The following is a 19195-nucleotide window of genomic DNA, read 5'->3' on the forward strand; positions in this document are numbered from 1 at the left end:
CTCGCGATTCAGCGGGTCTGGCGCAAGGTCTCGCTGATCAGCAGAATCACCGAAATGAGATTGGCCACAAGCGCGCCGCCGCTGAGCGACACGACGGTCGACATCGTCTCTCCGGTCATCGCCAGGTCGTTGATGTTGACCTGCCAGGCCCAGAAGCACGACGCCGCCAGCAATTGCAGCATGGCCACCATGCTGGTCGCCAGGTGGGTCGCCCCGATGTGGGTGCGATCGCCGAACTTCATGACCAGGGCGATCAGATTGACGACGACCGCGGCGAACAGGTGGCCGGCGTCATGAACTTTCACGTTGTCGATTTCGCCGATGAAAAAACCGAAATTCAGCGTACAGGCAAAAATGACAAAAAACCCGAAGATGACTTTTTCCAGATTCATCGCGACTCCCCGCACCAGAAGTGTTGTATTTCCGCCGATCATACGGAGTCGGTAATGGGCTGTAAATCGCGGGCAACGAAGGATTGACGCGCGATGCAGCGCCCGCGACCGCAATCCTGCCAAAAGCTTCCGGCGCTTCCAAAGGCATTTTTTTTTAGCTAGGATAGAACTTCATCCGGGCAACGCCCCTCTACTTTACCCATTCCCACGACTACACCCACGAGGCATTCGATGAGTGAACACATCCATTACGTCACCGACGACACCTTTGCTGCTGAGGTTCTGCAGGCCACCCAGCCGGTCCTGCTCGACTTCTGGGCCGAATGGTGCGGCCCCTGCAAGATGATCGCCCCGATTCTCGACGAAATCGCCGGCCAGTATGCCGGCCGCCTGAAGGTCGCCAAGCTGAACATCGACGACAACCCGACGACGCCGGCCAATTTCGCCGTGCGCGGCATTCCGACGCTGATGCTGTTCAAGAACGGAAATGTCGAAGCCACCAAGGTCGGCGCACTCTCCAAGTCGCAACTCACGGCCTTTATTGACAGCCACCTGTAAACTGGCTAACCTCCGCCTGGAAGTCGCGGCCCCCTCCCAATAACAGAGAGACAATCAGGCCCGGCCCCGCTTTCAGGCGTTGATTTCCGTCACGACCCGATCGAGACACAGCAGCAAAATTCCCGGCATCACCCAAACCTCACACCCGCATTCCCGTTCGCGTCGTTCGCGCAACGACTCCGGCATCCCCGGCTATCCTTACTCATACTCCGCTCATGCATTTATCCGAACTAAAAGCCCTTCATGTCAGCCAGTTGCTCGACATGGCCGTCGCCAATGACATCGAAGGTGCCAACCGGCTGCGCAAACACGAACTGATCTTCGCCCTGCTGAAGAACCAGGCGAAGAAAGGGGAAACCATCTTCGGCGACGGCACGCTGGAAACCCTGCCCGACGGCTTCGGTTTCCTGCGCTCGCCGGACACGTCGTATCTGGCCAGCACGGACGACATCTACGTCAGCCCGAGCCAGATCCGCCGCTTCAACCTGCATACCGGCGACACCATAGAGGGCGAGATCCGCACGCCGAAGGACGGCGAACGCTACTTCGCGCTGGTCAAGGTCGACCGGATCAACGGCGAGCCGCCGGAAGCGTCGAAGAACAAGATCCTGTTCGAAAACCTGACGCCGCTGCACCCGGATCAGCACATCAAGCTGGAGCGGGAAATTCGCGGCGAGGAAAACACCACCAGCCGCATCATCGACATCATCTCGCCGATCGGCAAGGGCCAGCGCGGCCTGCTGGTCTCCAGTCCGAAGAGCGGCAAGACGGTGATGATGCAGCATATCGCCCACGCCATCACCGCCAACCACCCCGACATCAACCTGATCGTCCTGCTGATCGACGAGCGCCCCGAGGAAGTCACCGAAATGACCCGCTCGGTGCGCGGCGAAGTCGTCGCCTCGACCTTCGACGAACCGGCCACCCGCCACGTCCAGGTCGCCGAGATGGTCATCGAAAAAGCCAAGCGTCTCGTCGAGCACAAGAAGGACGTCGTCATCCTGCTCGACTCGATCACCCGCCTTGCGCGTGCCTACAACACCGTGCAGCCGGCCTCCGGCAAGGTCCTGACCGGCGGTGTCGATGCCAACGCGCTGCAAAAGCCGAAGCGCTTCTTCGGCGCCGCACGCAACATCGAGGAAGGCGGCTCGCTGACGATCATCGCCACGGCGCTGATCGACACCGGCAGCCGGATGGACGACGTGATCTACGAGGAATTCAAGGGCACCGGCAACATGGAGATCCACCTGGATCGCCGCATGGCCGAAAAGCGCGTCTACCCGGCGATCAACGTCAACCGTTCGGGCACCCGTCGCGAGGAACTGCTGCTGATGCCCGACGTATTGCAAAAGATGTGGGTCCTGCGCAAGCTGCTGTACAACATGGACGATCTCGAGGCGATGGAATTCCTGCTCGACAAGATCAAGGCCACGAAGACCAACAACGAATTCTTCGACTCGATGCGTCGCTGATTTCACACGGCTTCCTGTTGTTTCCTGTCGTTTCGATTGCCAAGCAACGAAAAAACAAGGATAATCCCGCGTTCTCCGGAGCCGGCCACCGACGCAACATTCGTTTGTATCGAGCCGGCTAGATTTGACCAGAAGGAATTTCAAGATGAAATCCGATATCCATCCCGATTACAACGAAATCGACGTTACCTGCTCCTGCGGCAACACCTTCAAGACGAAGTCGACGATGAAGAAAGCACTTCACGTCGAAGTCTGCTCCGCCTGCCATCCGTTCTACACCGGCAAGCAGAAGATCATCGACACCGCCGGCCGCGTCGAGAAGTTCAACAAGAAATACGGCACCAAGGCCAAAGCGGCCTGAGACAACGCCAAGGCGAGTTTGCGGACTCGAAAAAAAGGCAGCCCCGGGCTGCCTTTTTTGTTTGAGCGACAAATCAGCCAACCGCACTAGCCATGCCCTTCCTCGAAGAAAAACAACGTTCTCGCGTGATAACCCTGCCGCCCAGCGGCTGGGTGCTGACCCTGCTGCTCGTCGTTTACATCTTCACCGGCCTGATCGGCCACGACCCCTGGAAGCACGACGACGCGATTTCGATCGGCATCGCCTACGACATCGCCAAACACGGCAACTGGCTGACTCTGGAACTTGCCGGAAGACCCTATCCCGACGCGCCGCTCTACTACTGGATTGCCGCGACGCTCGGCCGACTGTTCTCTTGGTTGCTGCCGTTCCACGACGCCGCCCGACTGGCCAGCGGCATCTTCACCCTGCTGACGCTTGAGTTCATCCAGCTGGCTGCGCGGGAACTGCACGGCAAGGAACGGGCGGCGGCCGCACCGTTGATTCTCGCCGGCAGCATCGGCTTCCTGTTCCATGCGCACGAGGCCCAGCCGATGCTCGCTGCGCTCACCGCGCACGCAGCCGCGTATTGGGGACTCGCCTTGCTGCCCCGCGCCCGCTGGCGTGCGGGAGCGATTTTCGGCGGCGCGCTCGCCTTCGGCTTTATGGTAAACGGCCTGCTGCCGATCGTGACGCTCGTACCCGTTGCCGTCATCGCCCTGGCCAGATCCGACTCTCCTCAGGCCGACGCTGGCGCACTTCTGGCGGGAGTGCTCGCCGGCGCGATCCCCTGCGGCCTCTGGCTGGCGGCGGTCAATAACGTTTCTCCGGAGTATCTGACCAGCTTCTTCCAGGCGGAAATCACGGCGCTCTCCCGCCCCGTCACTCCGGCGACCAACCTCTCGCGTTATCTCGGAGTGCTGCCCTGGTACGCCTGGCCCGCGCTGCCGCTTGCCGCGTGGGCGCTATGGAGCAAGCGCAAGATGCTGGGAGCGCGCGAGATCGCCATCCCGACTATATCGTTCTTCACCATCCTGGCCATTCTGGTGAGCTTTGTCGGCATGCGCAGCGCAACCGCCTTGCTCCTGCTGCCTCCACTGGTTTTGCTCGCCGTTCCCGGTTCCGGATCACTGCGGCGCGGCGCGGCGAACGCCTTCAACTGGTTCGCGATGACTACCTTCACCCTGTTCGCGGCAATTGCCTGGATCGGCTGGAGTGCGCTGGTCTTCGGCTGGCCGGCACGACTGGCGCAACGGGCCACCCACCTGCATGCCGGATTCGTCGGCGGATTCGACGCCCTGGCATTCTGCTTTGCGCTGGTATTCACCGGCGTCTGGTTCTGGATGATCGTCACGACGCCACGTTCGCCGATGCGCAGCATCATGCACTGGATGGCCGGCCTGACCCTGTTCTGGCTTCTCCTGGCCAGCCTGTGGATGCCGTGGATCGACTACGGAAAAACCTTCCGCGACGTGTCAGCATCACTGAAAAAGGAACTGCCGGCCAAGCTCGACTGCGTTGCCGGCGCCAACCTCCCACTCGCCTTCCGCGCCTCTCTCGATTATTTCGAGGCCATCCGCACGCTGCCGCAAAAGAGCGACGAGGCGGCCAAATGCTCGTGGTTGCTGCTTCAGGGCATCGTTCGGGATTCTGACGGCCTTGCCGCCTCAGGCTGGAAAGAAGTGTGGAGCGGAAACCGGCCAAGCGACCGGCGCTCGAGCGATAAATTTCACCTCTTCAAGCGCGCCCGCAAGGCCAACCCGCCACCCAGCCTGACCAACCTCGAAGCGGAAACTCCACCGCCCGACGCGCTGACACCGACCCGCATCCCGGCAGAGTAACTCGCAACCCCGCGACTGAAACCGCCGTCGCGTTTACAGGCGGATAAAGTGATCGCGGTAGTACTTCAACTCCTCGATCGACTCGCGGATATCGGCCAGCGCCGTATGCGCCGACTCCTTCTCGAAGCCCTTGGCCACCTCCGGCGTCCAGCGCCGGCATAGTTCCTTCAGGGTACTGACGTCGATGTTCCGGTAGTGGAACCAGTCCTCCAACACCGGCATGTAACGCGCCATGAAACGCCGGTCTTGGCCGATCGAGTTACCGCACATCGGGCTGATGCGCTTGGCCACATACTCCTGCATGAACGCCAGCGCAGCCGCTTCGACCGCCGCCTCGTCGAGCGTCGAGGCACGGACCCGGTCGATCAGGCCCGACTTGCCATGCGTGTTCTTGTTCCAGTCATCCATTGCATCGAGAACGTCGTCCGGCTGATGCACCGTCCAGACCGGCGACTCGGCGACCGTTACGAGATTACCGTCAGTGACGATCATCGCCATCTCGATGATGCGATCACGCTCCGGCTCGAGGCCGGTCATTTCCATGTCCAGCCAGACGAGATGATTTTCGCTCTGTGCCATATAATCGGTCCCTCTCGAAAAACCCGCATTCTGGCACAGCTTGATGCTCAACTCCCCCAACTCTTTTTCCGTCGTCTTCCTCGCCGCGCTGGCCCTGATGATCACGCTGCGCCTCTGGCTCGGCCAGCGCCAGATCACGCACATCCTCCGGCATCGCGAAGCTGTCCCTTCGCAGTTCGCCGAGCGCGTCTCGATTTACGCACACCAGAAGGCCGCCGATTACAGCGTCACCCGCACCCGCTTCGGACGCCTCGGGCTGGCCGTGGAAGTCGCCGTCCTCCTCGCCTTCACCTTCGGCGGCGGACTGCAACTTCTGCACGATTTCTGGTCGGCACGGCTCGACGGGCTCAGCTACGGCGTGGCGTTGATCGTCAGCGTGATGACGATCTCCGGCCTCATCGACCTGCCCCTGTCGTTGTACACGCAGTTCGTCATCGAGGAGCGCTTCGGCTTCAACCGGATGACCCTGCGCCTGTTCTTCGCCGACCTCGCCAAGCAGCTCGCACTGGGGCTCATCATCGGCATCCCGGTGTTGCTCGCCGTGTTGTGGCTGATGGCGCAGATGGGCGCGAACTGGTGGCTTCACGTCTGGCTGTTCTGGTGCGGCTTCAACCTGCTGATCCTGTTCATCTACCCGGCGTGGATCGCGCCGCTGTTCAACAAGTTCACTCCGCTGGAGGACGCCGCGCTGAAGCAGCGCATCGAGGCCTTGCTCACCCGCTGCGGCTTCGCCAGTTCCGGGCTGTTCGTGATGGATGGCTCGAAGCGTTCCGCGCACGGCAACGCCTACTTTACCGGCTTCGGCAAGACCAAGCGCATCGTCTTCTTCGACACCCTGCTCGGGCGCCTGCAGCCCGAGGAAGTGGAAGCCGTACTCGCGCACGAACTGGGGCATTTCCGCCATCGGCACATCGTCAAGCGCATCGTGATGATTTTCGCCATGACGCTGCTGCTGCTCTACGCCTTGGGGCAACTGATGACCACCGACTGGTTCTTCGCCGGCCTCGGGGTCTCCGAAGCCTCCGCACACAACACGGCTATGGCGCTGATCCTCTTCTTCCTTACCGTTCCGGTCTTCACCTTCATCGCCACACCGCTGGCCAGCCTGCTGTCCCGGCGCCACGAATACGAGGCCGACCGCTACGCCGCCGAACACGCCTCCGCCGCCGATCTGGTGCAGGCGCTGGTCAAGCTGTACGAGGACAACGCCGCGACCCTGACGCCGGATCCGCTGCACTCCCTGTTCTACGACTCGCATCCGCCCGCCGCGCTGCGCATCGCCCGCCTGACCGCGTCCACGTGAAGCTCGAAGGCACCGTCGTCGCCGCGCACGGCCGGCACTATCTCGTCGAACTGGTCGACGGTAGCCCCCTTCCCTGCTTTCCGCGCGGCAAGAAGAGCGATCTGGCCTGCGGCGACCGCGTCACCGTCGCGCGCAGCGGCGATGCGCAGGGCGTCATCGAGAGCGTGCTGCCGCGGCAGACGCTGCTCTACCGCTCGAACGAGTTCCGGCAGAAACTGATTGCCGCGAACGTCACGCAGATTGTCATCGTCGTCGCCACCGAGCCGTCGTTTTCCGAAGAACTGATCACCCGCTGCCTGGTCGCCGCCGAGAGCCAGGACATCCGCGCGCTGATCGTGCTGAACAAGTGCGACCTGAACGAGCGGCTGCCGCGGGCCGAAGCAACACTCACCCCGTTTGCCCGGCTCGGTTATCCGCAACTGCATCTCTGCGCGAAGACCAGCGTCGGGCCGCTGCGTCCGCTGCTGGCCGGGCAGACCAGCGTCCTCGTCGGCCAGTCGGGCATGGGTAAGTCGACGCTGGTCAACGCCCTGATCCCCGACGCCAACGCCCGCACCCGCGAGATTTCCGAGGCGCTCGACTCGGGCAAGCACACCACCACGCACGCCACGCTGTACCGCATCGACGCAGAGTCCGCCCTCATCGACTCGCCCGGCCTGCAGGAATTCGGCCTGCACCACCTGTCGGGCGGCGAACTTGAACACGGGTTCCGCGAGTTCCGTGAGTTTGTCGGCCAGTGCCGCTTCCGCAATTGCCGGCACGACAAGGAGCCGGGATGTGTCATCCGCGAGGCCGTCGAATCCGGGCAGATCAATGCCGGACGCTACGCCAGCTTCCTCACGCTTTTCCGGGAAACCGGGCGATAACACTTCGATGCCCCGAACTGCGAGCAAAAGCTGCGAACCTTCGCTGCATCGTGGTAAGCTGTCCCGCCCTTCAGATTGAAACAGTTTCATACGCACAATGGATACGCCCGTCACGACACCGGCACACGACGCCCGCACTCTGCTGAAAACGCTGCAGGAGCGTTTCCAGGTCTTCCGCGACTTCCAGCCGCTCGCCATCGGCATCGACAAGCAGCTGCACGCGGCCGATGCCGGGCTCAACCGCAAGGTTCTTCGCCTCGCGCTCGGCATGCATACCAACTCGTACCGCTACCTGAAGTCGATGGAGAAGGCGACGCAGCGTTTTAATCTCGATGGCACGCCCAGCGCCGAGGTTCCGGAAGAGCATCGCAAGCACGCCGCCGACATCCTGCGCGAACGCTTCAAGAAGGAAGTCGCCCGGCGCAAGGCGCAGAAGGAAGCCGAAGCGGCGGAGAAACAGCGCACCGAGAAGCTGAACCAACTGATGCAGAAGTTCGGCAAGAAAAACTGAGACGGCCGCTGAGACGGGCCGGCTACTCGGGCGGCTTGCCGAAGCGCAACTCGCTCTGCTTCGCAGTATCCCAGTCCGCAATAAGGCGCCACGCGCGTGAGTTGTCCTCCAGCACCGCGTGCCAGCGCCCGGCAATGTCGACGGTAAGCGGCGCCAAGTAGAGTCCGCGTTCGTCTGCCAACGCCAGCCGGAACGACTGGTCGAGACCGCTCCGTGTCGGGTGCGACAGCGTCAACTGCAACGTCTCCGGCGCTTTCGCCAATCGCCCCGGCTGCAGCGAGACCCGGACAAGACGGCGCACCGGATCAATCGAGAGCACCGCCGTCATTCTCAGCGCTACCGCCTGCCGGTCGCGCGCCGTCACCTGATTGATCGCCAGACCCTGCTTGTAATAGTCGTCCGCGACCAGCCCGTCGTTGCTGCGCAACGCCAGCCAGACGGTGATCGCTGCCGCGACGATCACGATGAACGGCCCGGCCATCAGCAGCCAGGGCCACCGATGCCGGTACCAGGGAGCGGAGGGAGCAATGGGTGAACGCAATGGCGTCATGGCATGTAGAAGGTTGATTTTTCCTGAACGGCGATACGGTCGTTCTCAAGGGCGCGCACGTCGAAGACGATCTTGTTCGACCCCTTCGGCGCCACCCCATCCTTGACCGACGCCACCACGACGAAGTTCCGGTTCGACGCCGCGGGAACCTCCAGCGTCGTCTCGCCGACGATCTTGATTCCGTCGATCCCCACGACAGCAACCGCGTAGCGATGCGGCGTCTCGTCGGTATTCATCACATGCAACCGGAAGACGTTCTCGATCTGCTCGTCATCGGCCTCGCGATACAGCATCGCCCGGTCGCGGATGACATCGACCTTGAGCGGCAGGCGGGTGGCCAGACTCCATAGCGTGGCGCCGACGAGCAGGAGCAGGATCGCGGCGTAGATCAGGGTGCGCGGCCGCAGCAGATGGGCGAGGATATCGCGGCCGGAATAATGGCGCGCCAGCGCGTTTTCCGTCGAATAGCGGATCAGGCCGCGAGGAAGCTTGACCTTGTCCATCACCTCGTCGCAGGCGTCGATGCACGCGGCACAGGCGATGCATTCAAGCTGCAGCCCCTTGCGGATGTCGATGCCGGTCGGGCAGACCTGCACGCACAGGCCGCAGTCGATGCAGTCGCCCTGGCGGATCGCCGGATCGGCGTTCTTGCGGCGCGGGCCGCGCGGCTCGCCACGTTCCGGGTCGTAGCCGATGATCAACGTGTCCGGGTCGAACATCACGCTCTGGAAACGCGCGTAGGGGCAAAGGTACTTGCACATCTGCTCGCGCATGAAGCCAGCCATCAGGTAGAGGAAGCCCGAGTAGAAGCAGATCCAGAAGATCTCCCAACCGCCCAGCGTGAACGCACCGACGGACGCCACGAGTTCGCGGATCGGCGTGAAATAGCCGACGAAGGTAAATCCGGTCCACAACGCGACCACGCCCCAGAGCACGTGCTTGACCAGTTTCAGCCGGAACTTGCGCGCCGACGGGGGCTGGGCGTCGAGCTTCATCCGTGCCGGTCGATCGCCCTCGACCTTCCGCTCGATCCACATGAAGATCTCGGTATAAACCGTCTGCGGGCAGGCGTAGCCGCAGAACAGGCGCCCGCCGATGGCCGTGACCAGGAACAGCAGATACGCCGAAATCACCAGCAGGACGGCGAGGTAGATCGCGTCCTGCGGCCAGAAGACCATCCCGAAGATGTAGAACTTGCGCTCGACCAGATGGAAGAGCACGGCCTGCCGGTCGCCCCAGTCGAGCCAGCACAGCCCGTAGAACAGCGCCTGGGTGGCCCACACCATGATCCAGCGCCAGTTGTTGAACAGCCCGCGGACGCTGCGGGCATAGACCTTCCGCCGTTTTTCGTAGAGACCGGTCGTATTGACCGGTTGGGGTTGGGGCGTAGCCGTCTTGTTCATGAGGACGCTCTGTACCGAGTTGCCGAAAAAGGTTCGGGCGGCAGGGTGAAGCCGCCCGAACGTTAGCCGCTTATTTCCCGGCCGCCCCCGAGCTCAGGCCGAGCACGTAGGCCGCCAGCACGTGAATCTTCGCTTCGCCGAGGAAGTCCTTCCACGCCGGCATCTGGTTGTTTCGCCCGTTGACGATGGTCTCGACGATCTTCGCCTCGGCACTGCCGTAGAGCCAGACCCTGTCGGTCAGGTTCGGCGCACCGAGCGCCGCCATGCCCTTGCCTTCCGGCCCGTGGCAGGCGATGCACACCGCGCCGTAGCGCTCCTTGCCCTTGGCCGCCAGTTCGGCGTTATGCGAAAGGCCCGAGAGCGAACGGACGTAGCTGGCGATCTCCTTGGCGCCCGCCTCGCCGCCCACGGCGTCGGGGTTGCCGCCGTACGGCGGCATCATGCCGATCCGCCCGTTGGTGATCGTTTCGACGATCTGCTCCGGCTCGCCGCCCCACTGCCAGTCCTTGTCGGTCAGGTTCGGATACCCCTTGTCGCGCGAACCCTGTGCCGTCGCACCGTGGCATTGCATGCAGTAGGTCTGGTAGAGGCGCCCGCCCATCTCCATGGCGTCCTTGTCAGCCGCCACCGTCGCCAGATCCATCTTCAGGTATTTCTCGAACAGCGGCCGGATTTCCGCCTCAACGCGCTCGACCTCCTTCTTGTGCTCATTGGCCGTGCTCCAGTTGAACACGCCAGGGAAACGCCCGAGCGCCGGATAGAGCGCAACATAGACGAGAGCGAAAACAACGGTGGCGTAAAACAGCCACATCCACCAGCGCGGCAACGGATTGTTGTATTCCTGCAGCGTCTCGTCCCAGACGTGGCCGGTGGTATCGGTGGTTGGCCCGCCGCGCCGCGCCAGGCTCTGCGTCCACAGGAAGACGGCACAGGCGACGATGCTGATCAGGACGATCAGGACGATGTACCAGTTCCAGAACTCATTCACAAAGTCGCTCATGATGTTTTCCTTTGTCCCTCACCGGAAGAAAGCCCGCGTTCAGCGCGCTCGGCCTCGACGTCCGAAAACGGCAGATTGGCGGCTTCCTCGAAGCGTTTCTTGCTACCCCTGTAGCCGTAGGCCCACCAGACGATGCCGAGAAAGGTGATGAACGAGATCACCGTCACCGCGGAGCGCAAGTCGTTGATGTTGATGTCCATGGCCTAGCGAACGCCCTTCAGTTCAAGCCCGAGGCCCTGCAGGTAGGCAATCAGCGCGTCCATCTCCGTCTTGCCTTCCAGCTCCTTGGCGGCGCCGGCGATTTCTTCGTCCGTGTAAGGCACGCCGACCTTGCGCAGGGCTTCCATCTTGGCCGCAATTCCAGCCGAATCCGCGGGAGTTTTTGCGAGCCAGGCAAACGCCGGCATGTTCGACTCGGGAACCACGTCGCGCGGGTTGTTCAGGTGCGCGCGGTGCCACTCGTCGGAATAGCGGCCACCGACCCGGGCGAGGTCGGGCCCGGTACGCTTCGAGCCCCACTGGAACGGATGGTCATAGACGAACTCGCCGGCCACCGAATAATGGCCGTAGCGCTCGGTCTCGGCACGGAACGGGCGGATCATCTGCGAATGACAGAGGAAGCAGCCCTCGCGGATGTAAATGTCGCGCCCGGTCAGGCGCAAGGGACTGTAAGGCTTCAAGCCCTCGACCGGCGTCGTCGTCGATTTCTGGAAAAACAGCGGCACAATCTCCAGTAAACCGCCGACGCTGACCACCAGGACGGTCAGGACGATCAGCAGGGCCAGGTTGCGTTCGATCGAATCGTGGGTCAGTTTCATTTTCCGATTCCCCTTCTCAAGCGTGATGTCCCGCAGGCAACAGGACGGGCGCATCCTCGATCTTGCCGCCGGCCATCGTCTTGACCATGTTGTAGGCCATGATCAGCATCCCGGACAGGAACAGCACGCCGCCCATCAGGCGGATACCCCAGAACGGGTAGGACACCTTGACCGATTCGACGAAGCTGTAGGCCAGCGTGCCGTCGGCATTGACCGTGCGCCACATCAGGCCTTGCATCACGCCCGAAATCCACATCGAGGCGATGTACAGCACGATGCCGATCGTCGACACCCAGAAATGCACGGTGATCAGCTTGACGCTGAACATCTCCGGCTTGCCGAACAGGCGCGGCAGCAGGTAGTAGATCGAGCCGATGGAGATCATCGCCACCCAGCCGAGCGCGCCGGAATGCACGTGGCCGATCGTCCAGTCGGTGTAGTGCGAGAGGGCGTTGACCGTCTTGATCGACATCATCGGCCCTTCGAACGTGGACATCCCGTAGAACGACAGCGAGGTGATCAGGAACTTCAGGATCGGGTCGTCGCGCAGCTTATGCCAGGCGCCGGAGAGCGTCATGATGCCGTTGATCATCCCGCCCCACGACGGCGCCAGCAGGATCAGAGAGAAAATCATGCCCAGCGACTGCGTCCAGTCCGGCAGCGCCGTGTAGTGCAGATGGTGCGGGCCGGCCCACATGTAGGTGAAGATCAGCGCCCAGAAGTGCACCACCGAGAGGCGGTAGGAATAGACGGGGCGCTCGGCCTGTTTCGGCACGAAGTAGTACATCATCCCGAGGAAGCCGGCAGTCAGGAAGAAGCCGACCGCGTTGTGCCCGTACCACCACTGGATCATCGCGTCCTGCACCCCGGCGTAGGCGGAGTAGGACTTGGTCAGCGACACCGGTATCGCCGCGCTGTTGACGATGTGCAGCAGCGCGACAGCGAGAATGAAACCGCCGTAGAACCAGTTGGCGACGTAGATATGCGACACCTTGCGCTTGAAGATCGTGCCGAAGAAGACGACCGCGTAGGCGATCCAGACGGCGGCGATGAGGATGTCGATCGGCCACTCCAGTTCCGCGTATTCCTTGCCCTGCGTCATCCCGAGCGGCAAGGTGATGGCCGCCAGGACAATCACCAGCTGCCACCCCCAGAAGGTGAAGGCCGCCAGCTTGTCGCAGAAAATGCGGGTATGGCAGGTACGCTGCACCACGTAATACGACGTCCCCATCAAGGCACAACCGCCAAAGGCAAAAATGACGGCGTTGGTATGCAACGGGCGCAGCCGCCCGAAGTGCAGGAAGCCGAGATTGAGATCCGGCCAGACCAGCTGGGCCGCGATGATCACGCCCACGAGCATCCCGACGATGCCCCAGATCACCGCCATCACGGTGAATTGCCTCACCACCTTGTAGTTGTACGCCGACTGAGTATCCGCCATGGACCCACCTCATCAGTATCGAAGGAACCGGCGTATGCCGCGCACGACACCCGCCTTGAGAAACTATAGCCCGCCCGCTGTTGTTTTTTTGACTTCTGCATTCCCGGACGTGAAAAACCACTCCACCAGAAGTGCCATTGGCGAATCTTGATTGACCTGAATCAAACCGTCAACTCACCCGCCAGCAGCGTTTTCGTTGTTAGAGCTCGTTGCCGTCGGCAATTATCGCAATTTGCGATAAAAATTGACATACATCAATTGCAATTGGCAACATAGAATGCAATTCCATCCACCACCTGTGGTTTTTTGACAACCTGTCCGTGAAAGAACTGAGAATCTGCACCGCCTGGCGCGGCAACGCCGACTGCCTGGCCTGCGACGGCCACGAAAACGCCTTCTTCGCCGGGCTGCCGCCCGACGCCGTCGCGGGCCTGGACGTCGACGTGCACAACGTTGCCTTTTCGTCCGGCGAAACGCTCTACCCGGCCGGCACGCGGGCCGACCATCTCTGGGTACTGCGCACCGGCGCGGTCAAGCTGCTGGCCACGGCCTTCGACGGCGAGCAACGCATCGTGCGAGTGCTGAAACCGGGCGACATCGCGGGAATCGAGGGCTTGCTGGCAGGTAACTACGCACACACCGCGGTCAGCGTCGGCGAGGTTCACGCGTGCCGAACGCCGCTCCGCGCCGTGCAGCGCCTCTGCCTTGCCCAGGCCGGTTTCCAGTGGAGTCTGATGCAGCGCTGGCACGCCTCGGTGCGCGACGCGGAACAGTGGCTGGTGGACATGACCAGCACCGGCGCCACCGCCCGCGTGCGCATGGCGCGCCTGCTGCTCCGCCTGCGCGACGGCGAAAGCAACCGCATCTACAACTTCAGCCGCGAGGATCTCGGCCTGATGCTCGGCACGACGGTCGAGACCGCCAGCCGGATCATCGCCGCCTTCCTGCGCGAACGCCTGCTGGTCAAACGCGAACCGGCCGACGGCTTTTACGACGCAGACCTCGTGCGGCTTGAGATGGTCGCACGGGAAAACTGAAATCCCGTCACTCCTCCGACTTGTCCGGCTGAACCTTGTCGTTATCCATCAGGACGCGATGTCCTGGCCCTTCGAGGTCGTCGTACTGACCGCTGCGCAACGACCACCAGAACGCCGCGCCGATGACAAACACCAGAACCACGGACAGCGGGATCAGCAGATACAGGATTTCCATCGCCGCTCACCCCTTTCCCGGCTTCTGCAGACGCAGTGAATTGAGCACCACCAGCAGCGAACTGCCGGACATGCCGATGCCGGCCATCCACGGCGTGACCCAGCCGACCATCGCCAGCGGCAGTGCCACGACGTTGTAGCAGAACGCCCAGACGAGATTCTGCCGGATGACGCGCAGCGTCCGGCGCGCCAGCCGGTAGCCGTGTGACAGATGCGCCAGATTCTCCGACAACAGGACCATGTCGGCTTGCGTGCGCGCCAGTTGCGAGCCGCCGCCCATGGCCACCGAGACCTGCGCGCGGGCGAGCACCGGCGCATCGTTCACCCCGTCGCCGACCATCGCCACCACCGCCCCCCGTGCCTGCAGCGCTTCGACGTACGCATGCTTTTCCTGCGGCGTCGCTCCGGCGCGCACCGCGTCGATGCCCAGCGCCTCGGCGACCCGCGCCGCCACCGGAGCGGCGTCGCCCGTAAGCAAAGCCACGCGGCGCCCAGCCGCGCGCAATTCGGCGATCATTGCCGCCGCCTCGGGGCGAACCGCATCGCCGAAGCGGAACAGCGCCAGCCAGCCCGTGTCGTCGGCCAGCGCAACCACTGTGTCGCCGCAATCCACCAGCACCTGTGCGACCGGGGGCAGAGGCTGATTGTGCAATTCGCCGACCCACGCGGGACGACCGACGCGAACCGGCCTGCCCTCGCAAACCGCCTGCATCCCGCAGCCCAGCGTATTGCTTCCACCTTCGACGCAAACGGAGCCACTCGCCGCATCCCGCAAGGCAACACCGACAGGATGCTCGGACGTCTGCTCGATCGCCGCCGCCAGATCGGTGCACGCCGGTCCGTCCAGCCGTCCGAGCGGTAGCACCTCCAGCAGCACGGGGCGCCCAAGCGTCAGGGTGCCGGTCTTGTCGAAGACGAAATGCGTCGCCCGCGCCAGGGTCTCGACGGCATGACTGCGCGTCACCAGCAGGCCGATGTGCGCCATCGCACCGCTGGCGATGGTCAGCGCCACCGGCGTCGCCAGCGACAACGCGCACGGGCAGGTCACCACCAGCACCGAGACGGTGATCCACAACGCCTTGGCGGGGTCGAGGAACCACCACGTCACGGCCACCGCTGCCGCCACCAGCAGCAACGCCTGGAGGAAACGCGCCGCGATACGGTCCGCCAGCTGCACGATGCACGGCCGCTCCAGCGCGGCCCGTTCCATCAACTGGATGATCGCCGCCAGCCGCGTCGTTTCACCAACCTGCTCGACCCGCAGATAGAGCGGCCCCTCGACATTGACGCAACCGCCGATGACCGGCGCGCCCGGTGCCTTGGCCACGGGAACACTCTCCCCGGTCAGCAAGGCCTCGTTGGCGCAGCTCCGCCCCTCGACGACAACGCCGTCGGCTGGAATCGTCTCGCCCGGCCGCACCAGCACCACGTCGCCGGGCCGCAACTCGGCAGCCATCACCTGCGTGGCGGCCCGATCGTCCGGATAGGCGGCAACGCGCGTAGCGAAGGCCGGCATCAATTTGGCCAGCGCCTCGGTCACGCTGATCGCGCGCTGCCGTGCCGTCATTTCCAGGTAACGTCCGCCAAGCAGAAAAAAGACGAACATCGCCACCGAGTCGAAATAGACCTCGCCGGACGCCGTCAGCGTGGCCCAGACGCTGGCTGCAAACGCCGCGCCGACGCCGAGGGCCACCGGCACGTCCATCCCCACGCGCCGCAACCGCAGATCCCGCCAGGCACCGCGAAAGAACGGCGCAGCCGAATACGCCACCACCGGCACGGTCAGGACGAAGCTCGCCCAACGCATCAGCGATTCGATGTCGGCGCTCATGTCGCCCGCCCCGGCCAGATAGACCGGCACGGCGTACATCATCACCTGCATCATCCCGAAGCCGGCAACAAAGAGACGCCACAGCGCCTTGCGCCGTTCCTTGCGCGCCAGCTCCTCGCTGCGCGCCACGTCGTAGGGGTGCGCCGAATAGCCGATCGCCACGATCGCCGCCAGCACCGCCGAGAGTTTCGTCTGCGCTTCATCCCAGCGCACCCGCGCCCGCCGCGAGGCGAAATTGATCTCGATGCCGAGCACGCCGGGTTGCCGCGCGACATGCTGCTCGATCAGCCAGATGCAGGCGGCGCAGGTAATCCCGTCGACGATCAGCGCCGCCTCGCGCTCCGACTCGCCGCGTTCGCGCACGAAGGTTTTCTGGAACTCCGCATGATCGAAAAGTGCCAGCCCCGCGAGTTGCGCCGGCATTGCTTCGCGCGGCGACTCCGGCAGCGCATCGCGATTGCGATAGTAGTCGCCCAGGCCGTTATCGACGATCGCCTGCGCCACCGCCTGACAGCCACCGCAACACATGCGCTGCGGCCGCCCGTCGATATCAACGACTAGTTCCACGCTGCCCGGGATCGGCAACCCACAGTGGTAACAGCGATCCTCACTCATCAAAAATCCGGGGTCCCTGCAGAGAAATTTGTCGAAGGCGGCAACGAATCAAACGCGATTCTGAGTGCAAGGAGTATATGGCAGTTCCCTCTCCGGACTTTTCATCCAGAAAATACGCACCCACCCGAGGACACAGACTCAGTTGTCCTGCAGGATGCTCAACTCGTTGTTGGTATGCCGCAACCGGATGGCCAGCATCCGGGCCAGCTTGCCGAGCAGCACGAAAGCGATCCGTTTGTGCTGCTCGGCCAGGAAATCGAACTTCTCGATCGACAGCACGTACATGTCGCAGTCGGTAATCGCGATGGCGTCGTTGGTCCGCGGATAGCGGTCGAGAAACGCCAGCCCGCCGACGAAGTCACCCCGCCCGTACGTCGCGATGTGCTTGAGCGCGTTGCTGCGCCCGATGTACCCCATGACCCTGACCTGCCCCTTGCGAATCAGGAACAGTTCGTCGCCCCGCTCGCCGCGGGCAAAGATCGTCTCACCCGCCTTCACCGAGCGCTTCTCCAGGCACGCCTCCAGGTCGGTCAGCGTATCCGGCTTGCTGCCGCGGAACAGTTCGATCTCGTGCAGCTCGAGCGGCGGCGCATCTTCCTCCCTGACCACGTCGCTGCTTGCCGACAGGATCCGGGCCTCGACCCACTCGATCGCCGCCTGCAGCGTCGGCAGGTAAATCAGCCGCTCGCCGTCGCCCTCCAGACCGGAGAGCTCGAGGAATTCACGCAGATTGCGGCCGTTCGGCAAACGCTCCCGCACCGTCGACAGAAGGAGCGGTACGTGGCGCTCCGCCAGCGCATCGCTCACCCGCTTGAGCGTGTGCGCCGCCGTCACGTCGACCGACTGGACCCGCTGCATGTCGAGGATCATGAACGACGCCGTCGGCAGTTCGGGTTCGAGCAGCCGGTACAGTTGCTGCGCCGTGCCGAAGAACAGGCTGCCCTGCAGTTCTAAGATGACCGCCGACTGCCCCTTGGCTTCAAGGATGCGCATCTCGTGCTCCGGCCGGTACCAGGTCGAGGTCCGCTCGCTCACGCAACTCCGGCGCCGCAACACCACATTGCCGACCTGCTCGCGCAGAAACAGCATGATCGACAGCACCACCCCCGTCGCCGAGGCCGCGATCAGACCCACGCTCAAGGCAACGCCGACAACGACGAGCACCACGGAGAAATCGATCACGGTCGAGGTCGACTCGAGGAAACGCAGGGGATCGGAGTCGATCATGCGAATGCCGACGACAATCAGCACCCCGCTCAGCGCCGCGACCGGCACCCATGCGACGAACATGCCGAGGGCGAGCGCGGCGAGCACGGTCAGCACGCCCTCCACCACCCCGGACAGGCGCGTCTGCGCGCCGCTGTTCAGGTTGATCATGCTGGCGCCCATCGTTCCGGCACCCGGCATGCCGCCGATCCCGCAGGAGACGACATTGGCCAGTCCCTGGGCAACCAGCTCACGGTCCGAATCGTGCTGCGTTCGCGTCAATTGATCGAGGACCACGCAGGTTTTCAGCGTATCGATCGACAGCAGCGCCGCCAGCGTCAGGGCGCTGCCCACCAGCCCGCCCACCTGGGCCAGCTGCAGCGCACCGATCTGGTCCCAGCGATCGGTGATCACACCGAGGTAGCCGCGGCCGACCCGCCCCAATTCACCGATGACCAGCGGATTTCCTTCGAGCCGGAAAAGCGCCGGATCCGTCATACCGATGGCAAGAAACGCCAGAATGCCTGCGCCGATGCCGATGATCGTCGAGGGAACGCTTTTGGTGATCTTTCCCGCCAGGGACATCGCCAGCACCGTCACTCCGCCAATGACCAGTCCGCGCCAGTCCCACTGATGTGGCGCCAGCAGCACTTCCGCCCACGCGGAGCCGGGCGGCGCCCCGGCGAACTTCGGAATCTGGCTGCCGATGATGATCAACCCAACGCCGCTGAGATACCCGCTGACCACCGGATACGGGATGTATTTGATCAGCCGGCCGATCCCGAGGAAGCCGATCAGCATCTGCAACAGCCCGGTAAGCAAGCCGAGGACAGTCATCATCAGGACGATGTTTTCCGCGGCAACGCCTTGCTGCGTCATCGAGATGGCAAAAGCGGCCAGCACCGCGGCCGCCGGGGCGCAAGGCGCGCTGATCAGGCGATCGGTACCGCCGAATGTCGGCGCCACCAGGCCAAGCGCCATGGCCCCGAGAATCCCGGTCAAGGCACCGAACGCAGCGTAGCTCGGGGAAATGGTCGAGTAGACGGTCACCCCGAAGGCGATGGCCGCCGGCAAGGCCACCAGCATCGCCGCGAGCCCGCCCCAGAAATCGCCGGAGTAACGCATCCAGGTCCCTGAAAAGTAGCGCATGATTCGTCCGTGATAACCGTTTTGAGAATTCCCTGCAGGGACTGCAGCATAAGCTTAACGCCCGCCTTGGCAAAGCCGCATATAATTAACCACGCTGACGAGAGGAACA

General features: G+C 63.3%; 19 protein-coding genes. 8 read left to right on the top strand and 11 right to left on the bottom strand.

The genetic code is table 11. The features are described 5' to 3' along the window. Positions 1–8: 8 nt before the first annotated feature. Positions 9–392 carry a DUF6394 family protein gene (locus tag BO74_RS00800; protein WP_305074957.1) on the bottom strand — a complete coding sequence of 128 codons (384 nt, stop codon included), beginning with the start codon at positions 390–392 and terminating at the stop codon, positions 9–11. Positions 393–623: 231 nt separating this feature from the next. On the opposite strand from BO74_RS00800, the gene trxA reads away from it, so the two are divergent. From trxA to BO74_RS00820, 4 genes are all read left to right on the top strand, one after another. Continuing rightward, a complete protein-coding gene (gene trxA / locus BO74_RS00805) occupies positions 624–950 on the top strand; it encodes a thioredoxin TrxA (protein ID WP_496439311.1) in 327 nt (108 codons plus the stop codon). Between the two features lie 215 nt (positions 951–1165). After that, the gene (gene rho / locus BO74_RS00810) at positions 1166–2422 is read left to right on the top strand and encodes a transcription termination factor Rho (protein ID WP_496439312.1); all 1257 of its coding nucleotides are present in this window, start codon (positions 1166–1168) and stop codon (positions 2420–2422) included. A 145-nt stretch (positions 2423–2567) separates the two neighbouring features. Further along, positions 2568–2783 carry a 50S ribosomal protein L31 gene (gene rpmE / locus BO74_RS00815; RefSeq protein ID WP_496439313.1) on the top strand — a complete coding sequence of 72 codons (216 nt, stop codon included), beginning with the start codon at positions 2568–2570 and terminating at the stop codon, positions 2781–2783. 92 nt (positions 2784–2875) lie between these two features. After that, a complete protein-coding gene (locus tag BO74_RS00820; RefSeq protein ID WP_496439314.1) occupies positions 2876–4603 on the top strand; it encodes an ArnT family glycosyltransferase in 1728 nt (575 codons plus the stop codon). Between the two features lie 33 nt (positions 4604–4636). On the opposite strand, the gene orn is transcribed toward BO74_RS00820, so the two are convergent. After that, entirely contained in the window at positions 4637–5182 is a 546-nt protein-coding gene (orn, locus tag BO74_RS00825; protein WP_496439315.1) for an oligoribonuclease, read from the bottom strand. A 43-nt stretch (positions 5183–5225) separates the two neighbouring features. Here orn and BO74_RS00830 point away from each other — a divergent pair, with 43 nt between their 5' ends. The 3 genes from BO74_RS00830 to BO74_RS00840 all read left to right on the top strand — a co-directional run bounded on the left by BO74_RS00830 (position 5226) and on the right by BO74_RS00840 (position 7862). Further along, complete coding sequence (locus tag BO74_RS00830; protein WP_496439317.1) at positions 5226–6485, top strand: M48 family metallopeptidase; 1260 nt, start codon at positions 5226–5228, stop codon at positions 6483–6485. Next, on the top strand, positions 6482–7351 hold the full coding sequence (rsgA, locus tag BO74_RS00835) for a ribosome small subunit-dependent GTPase A (RefSeq protein ID WP_496439318.1): 870 nt from the start codon (positions 6482–6484) through the stop codon (positions 7349–7351). The genes BO74_RS00830 and rsgA overlap by 4 nt, the downstream gene beginning before the upstream one ends. A gap of 97 nt (positions 7352–7448) precedes the next feature. Beyond that, positions 7449–7862 (top strand): ProQ/FINO family protein, encoded by a 414-nt coding sequence (locus tag BO74_RS00840; protein ID WP_496439320.1) that lies wholly within the window; start codon positions 7449–7451, stop codon positions 7860–7862. Between the two features lie 22 nt (positions 7863–7884). Here BO74_RS00840 and BO74_RS00845 read toward each other — a convergent pair whose 3' ends face one another. The 6 genes from BO74_RS00845 to ccoN form a co-directional block, all read right to left on the bottom strand. Beyond that, on the bottom strand, positions 7885–8412 hold the full coding sequence (locus tag BO74_RS00845) for a FixH family protein (RefSeq protein WP_496439321.1): 528 nt from the start codon (positions 8410–8412) through the stop codon (positions 7885–7887). Next, positions 8409–9815: a cytochrome c oxidase accessory protein CcoG gene (gene ccoG, locus BO74_RS00850; RefSeq protein ID WP_496439322.1), complete on the bottom strand. Its 1407-nt coding sequence runs from the start codon at positions 9813–9815 to the stop codon at positions 8409–8411. The genes BO74_RS00845 and ccoG overlap by 4 nt, the downstream gene beginning before the upstream one ends. 70 nt (positions 9816–9885) lie before the next feature. Beyond that, positions 9886–10815 (bottom strand): cytochrome-c oxidase, cbb3-type subunit III, encoded by a 930-nt coding sequence (ccoP, locus tag BO74_RS00855; protein WP_496439324.1) that lies wholly within the window; start codon positions 10813–10815, stop codon positions 9886–9888. Next, positions 10812–11015 (bottom strand): cbb3-type cytochrome oxidase subunit 3, encoded by a 204-nt coding sequence (locus BO74_RS00860; RefSeq protein ID WP_496439326.1) that lies wholly within the window; start codon positions 11013–11015, stop codon positions 10812–10814. The genes ccoP and BO74_RS00860 overlap by 4 nt, the downstream gene beginning before the upstream one ends. Before the next feature lie 3 nt (positions 11016–11018). Next, positions 11019–11633 (bottom strand): cytochrome-c oxidase, cbb3-type subunit II, encoded by a 615-nt coding sequence (gene ccoO / locus BO74_RS00865; RefSeq protein WP_496439328.1) that lies wholly within the window; start codon positions 11631–11633, stop codon positions 11019–11021. 16 nt (positions 11634–11649) lie between these two features. Next, on the bottom strand, positions 11650–13074 hold the full coding sequence (ccoN, locus tag BO74_RS00870) for a cytochrome-c oxidase, cbb3-type subunit I (protein ID WP_496439329.1): 1425 nt from the start codon (positions 13072–13074) through the stop codon (positions 11650–11652). 320 nt (positions 13075–13394) lie between these two features. Here ccoN and BO74_RS00875 point away from each other — a divergent pair, with 320 nt between their 5' ends. Further along, on the top strand, positions 13395–14111 hold the full coding sequence (locus BO74_RS00875; RefSeq protein ID WP_496439331.1) for a Crp/Fnr family transcriptional regulator: 717 nt from the start codon (positions 13395–13397) through the stop codon (positions 14109–14111). Between the two features lie 7 nt (positions 14112–14118). Here BO74_RS00875 and ccoS read toward each other — a convergent pair whose 3' ends face one another. The 3 genes from ccoS to BO74_RS00890 all read right to left on the bottom strand — a co-directional run bounded on the left by ccoS (position 14119) and on the right by BO74_RS00890 (position 19086). Beyond that, positions 14119–14286, bottom strand: a complete 168-nt coding sequence (gene ccoS / locus BO74_RS00880; RefSeq protein WP_496439333.1) for a cbb3-type cytochrome oxidase assembly protein CcoS — start codon at positions 14284–14286, stop codon at positions 14119–14121. A gap of 6 nt (positions 14287–14292) precedes the next feature. After that, on the bottom strand, positions 14293–16731 hold the full coding sequence (locus tag BO74_RS00885; protein ID WP_496439335.1) for a heavy metal translocating P-type ATPase: 2439 nt from the start codon (positions 16729–16731) through the stop codon (positions 14293–14295). Between the two features lie 138 nt (positions 16732–16869). Further along, positions 16870–19086: a SulP family inorganic anion transporter gene (locus tag BO74_RS00890; RefSeq protein WP_496439336.1), complete on the bottom strand. Its 2217-nt coding sequence runs from the start codon at positions 19084–19086 to the stop codon at positions 16870–16872. Positions 19087–19195: the final 109 nt, after the last annotated feature.

It is taken from the genome of Propionivibrio pelophilus DSM 12018 (assembly GCF_059569095.1).

Excerpts from the sequence above, each read along its gene's own strand:
- BO74_RS00800 (WP_305074957.1), bottom strand. The coding sequence starts at position 392 with ATGAATCTGGAAAAAGTCATCTTCGGGTTTTTTGTCATTTTTGCCTGT.
- trxA (WP_496439311.1), top strand. The coding sequence starts at position 624 with ATGAGTGAACACATCCATTACGTCACCGACGACACCTTTGCTGCTGAG.
- rho (WP_496439312.1), top strand. The coding sequence starts at position 1,166 with ATGCATTTATCCGAACTAAAAGCCCTTCATGTCAGCCAGTTGCTCGAC.
- rpmE (WP_496439313.1), top strand. The coding sequence starts at position 2,568 with ATGAAATCCGATATCCATCCCGATTACAACGAAATCGACGTTACCTGC.
- BO74_RS00820 (WP_496439314.1), top strand. The coding sequence starts at position 2,876 with ATGCCCTTCCTCGAAGAAAAACAACGTTCTCGCGTGATAACCCTGCCG.
- orn (WP_496439315.1), bottom strand. The coding sequence starts at position 5,182 with ATGGCACAGAGCGAAAATCATCTCGTCTGGCTGGACATGGAAATGACC.
- BO74_RS00830 (WP_496439317.1), top strand. The coding sequence starts at position 5,226 with ATGCTCAACTCCCCCAACTCTTTTTCCGTCGTCTTCCTCGCCGCGCTG.
- BO74_RS00840 (WP_496439320.1), top strand. The coding sequence starts at position 7,449 with ATGGATACGCCCGTCACGACACCGGCACACGACGCCCGCACTCTGCTG.
- BO74_RS00845 (WP_496439321.1), bottom strand. The coding sequence starts at position 8,412 with ATGACGCCATTGCGTTCACCCATTGCTCCCTCCGCTCCCTGGTACCGG.
- ccoG (WP_496439322.1), bottom strand. The coding sequence starts at position 9,815 with ATGAACAAGACGGCTACGCCCCAACCCCAACCGGTCAATACGACCGGT.
- ccoP (WP_496439324.1), bottom strand. The coding sequence starts at position 10,815 with ATGAGCGACTTTGTGAATGAGTTCTGGAACTGGTACATCGTCCTGATC.
- BO74_RS00860 (WP_496439326.1), bottom strand. The coding sequence starts at position 11,015 with ATGGACATCAACATCAACGACTTGCGCTCCGCGGTGACGGTGATCTCG.
- ccoO (WP_496439328.1), bottom strand. The coding sequence starts at position 11,633 with ATGAAACTGACCCACGATTCGATCGAACGCAACCTGGCCCTGCTGATC.
- ccoN (WP_496439329.1), bottom strand. The coding sequence starts at position 13,074 with ATGGCGGATACTCAGTCGGCGTACAACTACAAGGTGGTGAGGCAATTC.
- ccoS (WP_496439333.1), bottom strand. The coding sequence starts at position 14,286 with ATGGAAATCCTGTATCTGCTGATCCCGCTGTCCGTGGTTCTGGTGTTT.
- BO74_RS00885 (WP_496439335.1), bottom strand. The coding sequence starts at position 16,731 with ATGAGTGAGGATCGCTGTTACCACTGTGGGTTGCCGATCCCGGGCAGC.
- BO74_RS00890 (WP_496439336.1), bottom strand. The coding sequence starts at position 19,086 with ATGCGCTACTTTTCAGGGACCTGGATGCGTTACTCCGGCGATTTCTGG.